The organism is Pseudomonas typographi, from assembly GCF_014694385.1.
In the GTDB taxonomy this organism is placed as follows: domain Bacteria; phylum Pseudomonadota; class Gammaproteobacteria; order Pseudomonadales; family Pseudomonadaceae; genus Aquipseudomonas; species Aquipseudomonas typographi.
Genome location: NZ_JAAOCA010000002.1, coordinates 198846 through 211649 on the forward strand (window position 1 = coordinate 198846; position 12804 = coordinate 211649).

The following is a 12804-nucleotide window of genomic DNA, read 5'->3' on the forward strand; positions in this document are numbered from 1 at the left end:
TCCATGCGCTGCGCATGCTGGTGGCGCTGCGGGCATTGATGCCCGAAGCCCTAATAAGAAAATACTCACCGGGAAACCCACATGCACAAGCTTCCCCTGGCGCGCGTCTGCGCGCTGTCCTGTATTGCGCCGCTGGCGGTAATGCCTTGCATTGGCAGGGCTGATTTGCTCGGCGACAGCAGCGTGACCCTCGACCTGCGTAACTTCTATTTCAGCCGCGATTTTCGCCAGGATAACGCGGCGCAGTCCAAGCGAGCGGAATGGGCGCAGGGCTTCATGTTCAACGCAAAGTCTGGCTACACCGAAGGGCCGATAGGTTTCGGCGTGGACCTGTACGCGGCCTTGGGGGTGAAGCTCGACTCATCCGACGCCCGTGCCGGTACCGGGTTATTACCCAATGCATTTGGGGACTCTGGGCCGGGTGAGTACAGCGACTTGTCTGGGGTATTCAAAACCAAGGTGTCGAAGACTGAACTGAAGGTGGGTGGCTTCATGCCTAAAACCCCCGTGCTGTTGTCCAGCGATGCACGGCTACTACCGCCTATCTTCAATGGCGCCACCCTGGTGTCCAAAGATATCGACAACCTGTTGATCGACGCTGGGCAGTTTCGTAGCGTCAACTACCGCAACTCCAGCGGCAATCATGATGACCTGCTGGCCGGTAATTACTCGGCACGTAGCGACCGCTTCGACTACGCCAGCGCCGCCTATACCTTCAACCCGCACCTGACCGCGGCGTTTTGGCGGGCAGAGCTCGAGGACGTCTACCAGCAGAATTACTACGGTGTGTTGGCGGCCCATAAACTGGGAAGCTGGGCCCTGGGCGGCAACCTGGGCTATTTCGACTCTTCGCAAGTTGGGGCGCAGCGCGCGGGCAAGATCGACAACGGCCTCGTATCCGTACTGTTGTCGGCCAACCTCGGGGCCCATACCTGGCGCGCCGGCTATCAAGACAACCGTGGCAATTCCCCCTTCCCCTACCTGCAGGACGCCGACCCCAACGTTGCCAACGTGGTGCAGATACTGGATTTTACCCGTACCCAGGAACGCTCCTGGCAGGCACGTTACGATGTGAACATGGCGAGCTATGGCGTACCCGGGCTGACATTTTTGGCGCGTTACCTGCGCGGTGATGGCTTCGAGGTGGCGGGTAGCAATGCCAAGGAATGGGAGCGCGACCTGGATGTGAGCTATGTAATCCAGAGCGGCCCGTTGAAGAATGTCGGCATGCGCTGGCGCAACGCGATGGTGCGTTCGGACGAGGCGGGGGACCTGGACGAAAACCGGCTTATCCTGTCCTATACCATCGCCTTCAAATAAACGGGCGCACCCCGATATTCACTTAATGAAAAAACGGGCCACTGTGTATTCAGTGGCCCGTCGAGGTAAAGCTTAAGTTAGCCGTTGTTGGTAGCCGCCAGAATCTTTCGAGCGCGTTCTATCACCGGCGCATCGATCATTTGCCCGTCCAACTGAAACGCCCCGGTATGTTCAGCGCTTGCTTGTAGCACGCGGCCTGCCCACGCCCGGGCTGCCTGGCCCGGCGCGAGCACTTGGTGGATGATGCCGACCTGGCTCGGGTGGATGCAGAGCATGCCGGCAAAGCCCATGTTGTGCCCGTTGGCCATGAACTGCTCGAGGCCCTCGGTGTCGCCAATATCGGCGAAAACGGTTTCCAACGGCCCGGCCAAGCCAGCCTGCCGGCTGTGTATCAGCAAGGCGAAGCGAACCTGATCGAGCATGCGTTCGGCCCCGCCACTGCCCGCCACCAGCCCTAAGTCCAGGCTCATGTCCAGCCCGCCATAGGTTAGCCGCTGAACACCCTGCACCCATGCCATCGCTGGCAACGCTTGTACGCCTTTTGCGCTCTCGATAATGGGGATAATCGGCTTGCCGGTCGCGGCGGCATGGGCGATCTGCTCTGGGCTTTCGGCTTTGGGCAACATCAGCGCTACCACACCGGGTTCGGTGGCACAGAACGCCAGGTCTGCCTCGTGCTGTGGATGGTCGGCGCCATTGACCCGCACCCAGGCACGGGCGTTGGGCTCGGCGCGCAGGAAACTGCCCAGTTGCTGGCGGGCTTGGGCCTTGTCCGCTTCCTGAACGGCGTCTTCGAAGTCGACGATCACCACATCGGCACCACTGGCCAGGGCCTTGGCAAAGCGTTCGGGGCGGTTTCCCGGCACGAACAACGCCGAGCGCACTAACGTTTCGTCCATAGGGGTTCCTTAGAAACTGCGGGGTAGTTCGAGCAAATGCTCGGCCACATACGACAAAATCAAGTTGGTCGAAATCGGCGCCACCTGGTAAAGCCGGGTTTCGCGGAATTTGCGCTCTACGTCGTACTCACAGGCAAAACCAAACCCACCATGGGTTTGCAGGCAGGCATTGGCCGCCTCCCACGACGCCTTGGCCGCCAGGTACTTGGCCATGTTGGCACTGGCCCCAGCAGGCTTGCCGCCGTCGTATTCCTCACAGGCGCGCCAGCGCATGAGGTCGGCAGCCTCCACTTCGATATGGGCTTCGGCGATGGGGAACTGCACCCCTTGGTTCTGCCCAATGGGCCGGCCGAACACCGTACGCTCGCGGGCGTAGGCGCTGGCTTTTTCGATGAACCAGCGGCCGTCACCGATGCATTCGGCGGCAATCAGGGTGCGTTCGGCATTGAGGCCGTCGAGGATGTATTTGAAGCCCTTACCCTCTTCGCCAATCAGGCTGTCGAGCGGCAATTGCAGGTTGTCGAAAAACAGCTCGTTGGTTTCGTGGTTGACCATGTTGGCGATCGGTTGCACGCTCAGGCCGTTGCCAATCGCTTCGCGCAGGTCGACCAGGAAAATCGACATGCCTTCGGTTTTTTTCTTCACCTCGGCCAAGGGCGTGGTGCGCGCCAAGAGGATCATCAGGTCGGAATGCTGCACCCGGGAAATCCACACCTTCTGGCCGTTGATCACATAGCTGTCGCCTTGCTTGACCGCCGTGGTCTTGATCTTGGTGGTGTCGGTGCCGGTGGTGGGTTCGGTCACCCCCATCGACTGCAAGCGCAGCTCGCCACTGGCAAGCTTGGGCAGGTAATAACGCTTTTGCGCCTCACTGCCGTGGCGCAGCAGGGTGAACATGTTGTACATCTGCCCATGCACGGTGCCGGAGTTGCCACCGCAGGCATTGACCTCTTCGAGGATCACCGAGGCCTCGGCCAGGCCCAAGCCGGAGCCGCCGTACTCGGTGGGGATCATCGCCGACAGCCAGCCGGCCTCGGTGAGGGCCCGCACGAAGGCTTCGGGGAAGCCCTTTTGTTCGTCTACCTTGCGCCAGTATTCGGCTGGGAATTCGCCACACAGCGCGCGCACGCCCTCGCGGATGGCATTGAGGTCTTCATTGTTATTGGGGTTCATGGTTCGTTCGTCCTCTTGAATGCAGCGAAACTCAGTCGAATTCGACGGTGGCGCATTGGCTGATACCGGTGGTATCGCCCGCCCAAAGGTCCGCGGCGCCATGGCGGGTATGGTGGCCGGCGACGATAAATTCGCCGGGCGCTATCAGCGGGCGTACGCCACGAAACGAAAAACGCCGAACGTGCGCCAACGGGTTGGCACGGGTGAACGCGGCCAGGTTCAAGGTCGCGGTCAATGGGCCGTGTACCACCAGGCCGGGATAACCTTCGGCCTGGGTTGCATACGGCCAGTCGTAATGGATGCGGTGGGCATTGAAGGTCAATGCCGAATAACGAAACAGCAGCAACGGGTCGGCGCTGATGGGTTCACTCCACTGGGCCAGTGGCAGCGGGTCGCCGGCGGCGAGCTTGGGCGGGCTGGGTTCGCGATAAACGATGTCTTGCGCTTCGCGAACGCAAAGCTGTTCGCCCAGCCAATACTCATGGGTAAGGGTCACGAATAGCAGCGAGCCGGTGCGCCCGTGTTTTTCTTGTAGGTGGGTAATGGTCGTTTTACGGCGCGCCTGTGCGCCTATATACAGCGGGTGGATGAAATCGAGGCGGCTGCCGGCCCACATACGATGGCGCCCATGGGCCGCCGGCATGAACTCGCCCAACTTCGGGTGGCCGTCCGGGCCCAGGCCATGGCTGTCGACACAATCATCGAAAAAACACCAATGCCATAACCATGGCAGTTCCTGGCCTTCGGTAGGGGGCGGTGCGTTGAAGGTCGCCGCGATGCGCCGGGTCGCCTGCAGGCTGAAATGATCGTGGCGTTCCTGTGTGCGCCCCAGGCAATCGCCGAGCTTGAAATCGTGCATGTCTGTGTTCATCGTTGGCCGCGTAACAACCATGATGGGGGCCTGCAGCGGGGTAGGGAATTTGCATTTCTATAAGGCCGCTTGAAGCTTTGGCTAAGGCCGCCAGGCTTACAGCCGCGCGAACACCGCCTTTCAATTTGCAAAATTGCGCGCGATTAGCCACCGGGCCATGCTGCCGGTACGTTGAACCTAGGAGCAGGCGGCTATTAAACGTTCGCTGGATACGCGCCATCAGGCTTTGCCGTTGTTTGCGAAAAAAGGCTACAGCAGCGTTGGGATGCGCGAATTGGCTGCGGCGCTGGGCATCGGCTGTGGGTCGATCTACAACCATATCGAAAGCAAAGAAGCGCTGCTTTACGAGTTCTTCGAAGAACTCTACGAACTGTTGTATGTGAAGGCGATGAAATTGCAAAAGCGCAATGCCGGGCCTGCGCTATTGCACGCCATCGTCGCCATGCACATGCAGTTACACGAATCGATGCCTTGGCACTTCCAGGTGGTCGAGAGCGAATGGCGGCATTTGTCCGAACCCTTGCAGCAACAAGCGGGGCGCTTGCGCCAGCGCTATGAGTCGATTATTGCCTCGGGCCTGGGCTGCGTGCCCGGGCGCCAGAACTGCGCCAGCAGTATCGTAAGCTTGCTCAATCAATCGCCGGTTTGGCTGCGGGGTGTCGCGCCATCAACCTCGGCCCAAGTTGAAATGGTGCGGTCGATCATCGCGGTGATGCTGGGCCAGGTGAGTGAATGCCCCTGCTGGCCGTGCTCGCGGTAAATAAGCCCCGTTACCTGCCAAAGGCGTTTGGCGGCGCCTGCTGCGCTTGGCGTGGTCGGTTTTTTTCTTCCGGTGGTTGACATGCCCACCGAACAAGTCCAAAATTGCGTCCATTCCTGAGTGAGGAATGCCAAAAAAACCTTAAATTTCAATGGGTTAAGAAAGGGATTGGTATCTGGGATCCCACACCCATTGATGTGCACAGGGCTTTGGCGGTGCAAGTAATACCCGAAGGCGGCTGGCCGTTTTTTCGGGGCTGAAACGCTCAGGTGAGGGTTTTGGGGTTTTACGTCCCCTTCGTCTAGTGGCCTAGGACACCGCCCTTTCACGGCGGTAACAGGGGTTCGAGTCCCCTAGGGGACGCCATATTGCGGGAATAGCTCAGTTGGTAGAGCACGACCTTGCCAAGGTCGGGGTCGCGAGTTCGAGTCTCGTTTCCCGCTCCAGTTTATGATCTACAGACTTCCACTCACGTCTGTAAATCAATTAAAAAAGGACCGAAAGGTCCTTTTTTTATTCCAGTAAAAGCCACGGAAAAGCACCTATAGCCAGCGTTTTTGAGGCCAAAGGATGCAGGATGCCCTGTAGCGTCGCTGGGAAAGCCGGCAACTACCGGGCTCGCCCCAGGCACCGGGCTGGCATGGCTCGGTCCTTATCGCTTTGCGTCACATACCCGAGGCAGGAGCCGTATGCGGTAGTTCCGCACGTACGGATCTGTGCGGGGGGCGGCAGGTAACTGCCGTTCCTACCGCGACCGATAGGCTGGCGTTTCAGGCGAACTCGAGGTGGCCAAGTTTCTGCAATAGCGAACGTCTAAAACAGGCCATTTCCAGCGCCATAGACTGCGAAACCAGGCAGGCGCCCGTACCGCAGCATTCCCACTCAACAGCCTATGGTGGGTTAGCGTCGCCTTGCCCCGGCGATGGCCCAGGCACGCTGGCGGGCGGCTGCACCTGCAAACGTAACGCGTCATACATCACCTGCCCCGGCACCTCCCCCGAGCCACGCGCTACAAACGTATTGAACGGCTCGCTATCGGCATGGCGCAAGGTCAGCAGGTTATCCCCGGGCTTGAGCAACGCGGCGTCGAAATTCAAGGTCCGCACCGTATAGGGCGAATCCTGCGCGCTGCCGCGATAGCCGGCGGTGCCGCTTTTCGGCAGGGCAATGTGCGCCAGTTCCTGGCCGTTAAGGTTGACCCGCAAATCAGTCAGGCGCTGCCCATGGGCGGGCTGTGACGAGGCAAACCCCAGCGTCAACCGGGCCCGACCGGCAACGGCACCCGGCAACGCAAAACGCACCCGCCAGGCGGGCTGTTGGTTGTAAACAGCCCATTGGGCGTAGTTCCAATCGGTGCCCGGCTGGCTGCTGCCCACGCGGTAGTCGACGTCGTGGGGGAACTGCTCGGCGTAGGCCCTGTACATCTCGAAGTGGCGCGCGGCATCGCCGTTGCGAAACTCGCCAGCGCTACGGTCGAAACGGCCGATCTGCCAGAGGGTTTGCCAGGAGGCGTCATCGGGCCAGGCCAAAGGCGCTAATTGCAAAGTGCTATCATCCTTGACCGTGACCCGCTGCAGGAGCAGATCGCGGGGCTGGTCGGCACCGCTGGCGTAGAGGTCGTAGGTGCCGGGGATCACACCGTCGAGATGAAAATCGCCCTGCGGGCCAAGCCGAGTCCAAAACGCATAACCCTTGCTTTGCGCCGTCCAGGCGACGCCCGGGTCGCTGAGGATCACCCAGGCATTCGTCGCGGGGGTTCCGTTCAGGCTGAGCATACCCCGAACGGCACCGCGGGCATGGTGGTAGGCGGGATGGTCGACCCATCCATAAGGCCACTGTGCCTTTTCTTCTCGCCATTGGCGCTGCGCATCGGCTTCCAGTGCCCGCAAAGTGGCACCCCGATTGGCGTACACGAGAAACGGCCCATACACTTTGCGCCAGGGTTCGCCTTGCGCCAGCACCACCGGCGAAGCGCCGAAGTGGACCGACTGCATGACCCGCAGCAGCACGTTGTCGTGCAGGGTTTGCCCCTGTTTGCTGGGGCCGCCGTTGTGATACTCGGGGCTCGCCTCGATCACCCACAAGCCACGATCGCTGCCGACATAGCCATACACTGGCGTTTGCGCCCAAAACACCGAGTTCATGTACTTGGTCTTGATGCTGCCATCGACCAGGCGAAACGTTGCATCGCTGACCTGCTCGGCTACCGCCGCTTGCGGAATCGGCAGGAACTGGCCGCCACCGATGGCCCAGTGGCTGAAGGTGCCATCCATCACGGTCTTGATCACGAAGCGGTTCTGGTACAGCGTCGCCGCGGGTTGATCCGCGCCATGCTCCAATACGGCATAGGCATAAAAACCCGGGCGGTCGGCGAACAGCACGTAATGCAGTTCGCTGCTGAACGGAAACAGCGCGGTGGGGGCCAATGCCACCACCACTTCGGCACGCCGGTCGGTGGCGTGGCTTACGCGTACCTGGGGCTCACCTGGCGCCGGGCGGAAATAACCCTTGGCCGCCGGTTTCGCGCCTGCCGGCAGTGGCCGGGCATCGGCATTGGCATCCCAGTACAGGGCCTTGCGCGAGTCGTTGGCGAAGTCATCGCCATGGGCCTCATAGGCGGCATGCTGTTCATTGGCGCCTAAGTCGTGCCAGGCATGGCCGTCCCACTGGCGGATAAAATCCAAGGTGCCGTCGCCGCGGGCGATACCGATCTGGATCTGGCCGTTATCCAGGGTCAGGCGCCCGGGCTGCTGCTGCACATGCACCGATTGCGCCCAGGCGGCGGGCGCCAGCGATAAGGCCAGGCAGATGCCTCGTGCCAGGTTGGGAACAACGGTGCACGGGCTCATGGCAGGTCCGTTCAAGAAGAGAGAACCCGGGATTTAAAACAGCGCTGGCGATGCGCGCCAGTGCAAAACCAGCATTATTTTTTTGCGTATTGCGCATTCGAGTGGCCGCCCGCGCGGGCCGTGGTTTATGCCAAAACCGCAGCGAATGTAGAGAAAAACGTATTTCGTTTTGGCCCCGGCCCTGAGTGAACGTTCGGCGCCTTGACGGCTGCGTACAGCGCATTGCAGCCCGTCAGCGTCTTACTTTCGCCCAAGGAGTCGACATGATTGATCTGTGCAATGGACCTCGACGCTGGCTACCCCGTGCGATGCTGCTGGCCGCGCCCTGGAGCGCCTTGCCCGCCGCGGCTGCAGCGGAGTTGGAAAGCACCCGGCTCAATACGGTCACCGTCACCGGCAACCGGCTGGACCGGCAAAGTGCCCAGCAACCGCCCGCATCGGTCACCACTATCGGTGGCGAACAATTGGAAAGCGAACGCATCAACAGCATCGACGACCTGCAGGATATCGCCCCTGGCCTAGACGTGTCTTCGAGCGACCCCTACGACACCCGCGTCAGCTTGCGCGGCCTGGGCGACGGCACCGATGGCGAGATCAATATAGGCATGGCCAGTAGTGTTGGCCAGTACCTGGATGGCGTGTACCTGAGCCGAGCCGGGATGATCCCGCGAGACTTGATGGACATCGACAATATCCGCGTGCTCAGCGGCCCACAAGGCACGTTGTTTGGCATCAATACAGGCGGTGGGGTGATCGACATTCACAGCCGCCAACCGACGTTCACACCCCATGCTTCGTTCAGCCAATCGTTCGGCCAGCGTGGGTACTGGCAAACCCGTGCCATGGTTTCCGGCCCGTTGAGCGAGCACCTGGCTGGGCGCCTGAACATCGCCACCACCAACACCGACGGCAACGTCGAGAACGTGCGCGATGGGCATCGCCTCAACGGCAGCAAACGCGAGGGGCTACGCGGCCAACTGCTGTTCGAGCCTAATGAAGTGTTCTCGCTCAAAGCCGCGGTCGACTACAGTTCGCAGACCGGCGAGCCGACGCTGACGCTGTACGACAGCCATGCGGTCGATGGCGTCGACCAATTCCTGCAAAAGGCGCGGCAGGTCGGTGCGTCGACGGTACAAGGCAAAAAGGTCGACCTCGATGAGGCCTCGTACATTCGTTTGGAGCAGGGCGGGGGTTCGCTCACCGCGCAATGGGATTTTCCCAGCGGCTATTCGTTGCGCTCGATCAGCGGCTATCGCTATTTCCTCTATAAACCCAACTCAACAGATGCTTTGAGCATCCCTTTATACGACACCAAGGGCAGCGCCGTTCACGACCGCGTGTGGAACCAGGACCTTCGGCTGGAATCGCCCAAGGGGTCGCTATTCGATTACGTGTTGGGCTATAGCTACGTCGGGGAGAACATGGATACCTTCGCCTCGACCAACTACAGCGCGGGTTACCCCACTGCCTGGTATGGCAACACCAGCTACACCAACTTGAGTGTGTTGCGCTGGGGGGAGTTGAACGAAGACATCCACTCGCTGTTCGCCCAGGGCACACTGCACGTGACATCGGCGTTCGATATCACCGCGGGTGCGCGCCTGACCTACGAGAAAAAGAGCGGCATGTTCAAGCGCCTGAACCGCGCGAATTACGATTCCGGTGACCTCACCGAATACCATCACCTGCCTTCGGGCACGCTGAACTTCAGCTACCGGCTTACACCCCACGCGTTGACCTATTTAGCACTTTCGTACAGCGAGAAGTCAGGCGGGTTGAACGTTTCCGCCGGTGCGGCGCGTTCGCTGAAAAGCACCGAAACCCTGTTCATATTGCCCGAAACCACCCGCGGCGCCGAGCTGGGCATCAAGACCGACTGGCTTGACAACCGCGTTGGTTTCGACGTGGCGCTATTCTGGACCCTGGTCAGGAATTTCCAAACCACTGCTTACGATTGGCAGAACCAGACCAGCTACCTCACTAACGCCGGTGACGTGCGCTCCAGGGGCGCCGAGGCGGCACTTAACCTCAAGCCTACCGAGCATTGGAGCGTTAACCTGGGCGCGGCGTTTCTGGATGTCAGCTACCTGAGCTACCATGATGGCCGCTGCCCGCCGGAACTGACCTTGGGGGCCAACGCACCGACATCCTGCGACTTGACCGGCGCCCGGGCGGCGCGTGCGCCGAAATGGACCTACAACCTGCGCAGCCGTTATGAGTGGGACCTGGGCGGGGTCCAAGCCTATGTGGGTGGGCGCTACAGTTATCGCTCATGGTCCTACGGCACCCTCGACAACTCCGAGTTCACCAAAGTGCCAGGTTATGGACTGCTTTCGTTAACCACAGGGTTATCCGGGCGCCTAGAGCAGAACCAGCGTTGGAATGCTTCGATCTGGGTCAATAACGCATTGGACAAACGCTACTATCGCACCCTCAAGGCTGGCGATTACGGCTCGGCGTACGGCGTTCTGGGCGAGCCGCGTACAGTGGGGATGACCGTGGGGGTCGAGTTTTAACGGGAGCAGGGGTGTTTTTAGGATCCCTTGCGGAGCATGATTGTTACCAGATCTGAAAGGCAGCGTTTCAAAGTATTAGCTAGCTAACTAAGTAGATAGCTTGCTATCTTTTTTCTCCTCAAGACAGCCCTCTATAGCCCAAAGCGCTAGGCCTACATAGCGAAAGGGGCATAAACGCCTACCGTGATGAGGTTTCTATGGAGCCCGGCAGCTATCAGTTGAGCATGAGTGTGCTCATGACCCCCGATAAAGCGAACTTCTCTGGCAACGTACACGGCGGGGCATTGCTGAAAATGCTCGATGAAGTCGCCTTTGCCTGTGCCAAACGCTACGCCGGCCGTTATGTGGTAACCCTCTCGGTGGACCAGGTACTGTTCAAGGAGCCCATTCATGTGGGTGAACTTGTAACTTTTCTGGCCTCGGTGAATTACACCGGGCGCACTTCGCTGGAAGTGGGCGTGAAAGTGATGACCGAGAACATCCACGAACGAACGGTACGCCACACCAACAGTTGCTACTTCACCATGGTTGCCGTCGACAGCGATGGGCGCCCCTGCCCAGTACGCCCTCTACTCCCGGATACCCCGACCGAACGGCGGCGCTTCGCCCAGGGCCAATTGCGCAAGCAACAACGCCAGGAACTGCAGGCCCGCTACGACGAGATTCGCGAACTGGGCGGGGTTGAGTAACCCCCGGTTGCATAATGCCTGCCCCTACCTGCCTGCTTTCGTACATCGAGGCTTGATAATGAAAATATCGCTCGTGAGTCGGTACGCGGTCTTCACATGCTGTGTGTGTTTCACGCTGTTCAGCCTGGTATTTCTCACCCTGTCCCCTTGGCTGGCCACACTAACGGCGGTGACGGCCGTGCTGAGCCTGATCGGCCTCAACGACTTGCTGCAAACCCATCATTCGGTGCGCCGTAATTATCCTATCCTCGGCAACATCCGCTACCTGATAGAAACCATCCGCCCTGAGATTCGCCAGTACATTCTGGAGGGCGACGACGAAAAGTTACCCTTCTCCCGCGCGCAACGCTCCATCGTTTACCAGCGGGCGAAAAACCAGCCCGCGGAAAAGGCCTTCGGCACCCTGACGGACGTGTATAAGCCTGGCTTCGAGTTCATCAGCCACTCCATGCTGCCCAGCGACGCTTGCGACCCCACGCAGTTTCGCGTGGTGATTGGTGGCCCGGCATGCCAGCAGCCGTACAGCGCATCGGTGTTCAACATTTCGGCGATGAGCTTTGGCGCGCTCAGCGCCAATGCCATTCGCGCTTTGAACAAAGGGGCAAAACTGGGCAATTTCGCCCACGATACCGGCGAAGGTAGCATCAGCCCTTACCATCGCGAGTTCAATGGCGACCTGATCTGGGAAATCGGCAGCGGCTATTTCGGCTGCCGCACCCCTGGCGGTGAATTCGACCCGGTGCGCTTCGCCGAACAGGCACGCCAGCCACAGGTGAAGATGATCGAAATCAAGATGAGCCAGGGGGCCAAGCCTGGGCACGGTGGCATCCTTCCCAAACACAAAGTGACCGAGGAAATCGCCAGCACCCGTGGGGTGCCGCTGGGCGAGGATTGCATCTCGCCTTCACGCCACTCGGCGTTCAGCAACCCGGTGGAGCTGCTGTACTTTATCGCTCAACTACGCGAGCTTTGCGGCGGCAAACCGGTGGGTTTCAAACTGTGCCTGGGCCACCCCTGGGAATTCATGGCCATCGTCAAGGCCATGCTGGCTACCGGTATCCAGCCGGATTTCATCGTGGTCGATGGCAAGGAAGGCGGCACCGGGGCCGCGCCTCGCGAATTTACCGATAACATGGGCATGCCGATGCGCGAAGGGCTGCTGTTTGTACACAATACTTTGGTCGGCGCTGGGTTGCGCAGCCAGATCAAGGTGGGCGCAGCGGGCAAGATCGTCAGCGCTTTCGACATTGCCAGCGTGTTGGCCATTGGTGCCGATTGGGTCAACTCGGCACGTGGTTTCATGTTTTCCATCGGCTGCATCCAGTCGCAAAGCTGCCACACCAACAAATGCCCCACCGGCGTTGCCACCCAAGACCGGCTGCGCCAGCGCGCACTGCAGGTACCAGACAAAGCTGAGCGCGTTCACAGCTTTCACCGCAATACGTTGGTGGCGCTGGGTGAGATGCTGAGCGCCGCAGGCTTGAGCCACCCCTCGCAACTGGAACCAAAGCACTTGGTACGGCGCATGACCACCACCGAAGTTCGGCTGTTTTCTCAGATCCATGTATTTCTGGAGCCAGGCGAGTTGCTGGGCCAGTCGATAAGTGCGGAGTTCTATGGGCGGATGTGGCGCATGGCGCAGGCGGATAGTTTTTCCCCGCTCGCGCTGGCGGCCCCGTCGAAGGCCGACCGGTTGGAGGCGGCCGCGAATGTTTAACAGTGCTGGG

Annotated in this window: 9 protein-coding genes and 2 tRNA genes; 7 read left to right on the forward strand and 4 right to left on the reverse strand. The window is 60.2% G+C overall.

The window, feature by feature from the left end; all coding sequences use genetic code 11:
* Window positions 1–81: 81 nt before the first annotated feature.
* Window positions 82–1320 (forward strand): OprD family porin, encoded by a 1239-nt coding sequence (locus HAQ05_RS02245; protein WP_190416959.1) that lies wholly within the window; start codon window positions 82–84, stop codon window positions 1318–1320.
* Window positions 1321–1397: 77 nt separating this feature from the next.
* On the opposite strand, the gene HAQ05_RS02250 is transcribed toward HAQ05_RS02245, so the two are convergent.
* Genes HAQ05_RS02250 through HAQ05_RS02260 form a run of 3 tightly spaced genes read right to left on the reverse strand, consistent with a single transcriptional unit; the run spans window position 1398 to window position 4251 of the window.
* Window positions 1398–2219, reverse strand: coding sequence for an HpcH/HpaI aldolase/citrate lyase family protein (locus HAQ05_RS02250; protein WP_190416960.1), 822 nt, complete (start codon window positions 2217–2219; stop codon window positions 1398–1400).
* 9 nt (window positions 2220–2228) lie between these two features.
* Window positions 2229–3392 (reverse strand): acyl-CoA dehydrogenase family protein, encoded by a 1164-nt coding sequence (locus tag HAQ05_RS02255; RefSeq protein ID WP_190416961.1) that lies wholly within the window; start codon window positions 3390–3392, stop codon window positions 2229–2231.
* 31 nt (window positions 3393–3423) lie between these two features.
* Entirely contained in the window at window positions 3424–4251 is an 828-nt protein-coding gene (locus tag HAQ05_RS02260; protein ID WP_190416962.1) for an HTD2 family dehydratase, read from the reverse strand.
* Window positions 4252–4495: 244 nt separating this feature from the next.
* On the opposite strand from HAQ05_RS02260, the gene HAQ05_RS02265 reads away from it, so the two are divergent.
* From HAQ05_RS02265 to HAQ05_RS02275, 3 genes are all read left to right on the forward strand, one after another.
* The gene (locus HAQ05_RS02265) at window positions 4496–5023 is read left to right on the forward strand and encodes a TetR/AcrR family transcriptional regulator (protein ID WP_274603298.1); all 528 of its coding nucleotides are present in this window, start codon (window positions 4496–4498) and stop codon (window positions 5021–5023) included.
* A 290-nt stretch (window positions 5024–5313) separates the two neighbouring features.
* A tRNA-Glu gene (locus HAQ05_RS02270) sits at window positions 5314–5389 on the forward strand.
* A 4-nt stretch (window positions 5390–5393) separates the two neighbouring features.
* Window positions 5394–5469: transfer RNA gene (locus HAQ05_RS02275), tRNA-Gly, on the forward strand.
* 444 nt (window positions 5470–5913) lie between these two features.
* On the opposite strand, the gene HAQ05_RS02280 is transcribed toward HAQ05_RS02275, so the two are convergent.
* Window positions 5914–7872, reverse strand: a complete 1959-nt coding sequence (locus HAQ05_RS02280; protein ID WP_190416964.1) for a polysaccharide lyase family protein — start codon at window positions 7870–7872, stop codon at window positions 5914–5916.
* Window positions 7873–8135: 263 nt separating this feature from the next.
* On the opposite strand from HAQ05_RS02280, the gene HAQ05_RS02285 reads away from it, so the two are divergent.
* The 3 genes from HAQ05_RS02285 to HAQ05_RS02295 all read left to right on the forward strand — a co-directional run bounded on the left by HAQ05_RS02285 (window position 8136) and on the right by HAQ05_RS02295 (window position 12794).
* On the forward strand, window positions 8136–10388 hold the full coding sequence (locus HAQ05_RS02285) for a TonB-dependent receptor (protein ID WP_190416965.1): 2253 nt from the start codon (window positions 8136–8138) through the stop codon (window positions 10386–10388).
* A gap of 197 nt (window positions 10389–10585) precedes the next feature.
* Window positions 10586–11077, forward strand: coding sequence for an acyl-CoA thioesterase (locus tag HAQ05_RS02290; protein WP_190416966.1), 492 nt, complete (start codon window positions 10586–10588; stop codon window positions 11075–11077).
* A gap of 58 nt (window positions 11078–11135) precedes the next feature.
* The gene (locus tag HAQ05_RS02295; RefSeq protein ID WP_190416967.1) at window positions 11136–12794 is read left to right on the forward strand and encodes an FMN-binding glutamate synthase family protein; all 1659 of its coding nucleotides are present in this window, start codon (window positions 11136–11138) and stop codon (window positions 12792–12794) included.
* The last annotated feature ends 10 nt before the right edge of the window (window positions 12795–12804 follow it).

Bases quoted from the DNA above. Each gene is read 5' to 3' on its own strand.
- HAQ05_RS02245 (WP_190416959.1), top strand. From the start codon at position 82: ATGCACAAGCTTCCCCTGGCGCGCGTCTGCGCGCTGTCCTGTATTGCG.
- HAQ05_RS02250 (WP_190416960.1), bottom strand. From the start codon at position 2,219: ATGGACGAAACGTTAGTGCGCTCGGCGTTGTTCGTGCCGGGAAACCGC.
- HAQ05_RS02255 (WP_190416961.1), bottom strand. From the start codon at position 3,392: ATGAACCCCAATAACAATGAAGACCTCAATGCCATCCGCGAGGGCGTG.
- HAQ05_RS02260 (WP_190416962.1), bottom strand. From the start codon at position 4,251: ATGCACGATTTCAAGCTCGGCGATTGCCTGGGGCGCACACAGGAACGC.
- HAQ05_RS02280 (WP_190416964.1), bottom strand. From the start codon at position 7,872: ATGAGCCCGTGCACCGTTGTTCCCAACCTGGCACGAGGCATCTGCCTG.
- HAQ05_RS02285 (WP_190416965.1), top strand. From the start codon at position 8,136: ATGATTGATCTGTGCAATGGACCTCGACGCTGGCTACCCCGTGCGATG.
- HAQ05_RS02290 (WP_190416966.1), top strand. From the start codon at position 10,586: ATGGAGCCCGGCAGCTATCAGTTGAGCATGAGTGTGCTCATGACCCCC.
- HAQ05_RS02295 (WP_190416967.1), top strand. From the start codon at position 11,136: ATGAAAATATCGCTCGTGAGTCGGTACGCGGTCTTCACATGCTGTGTG.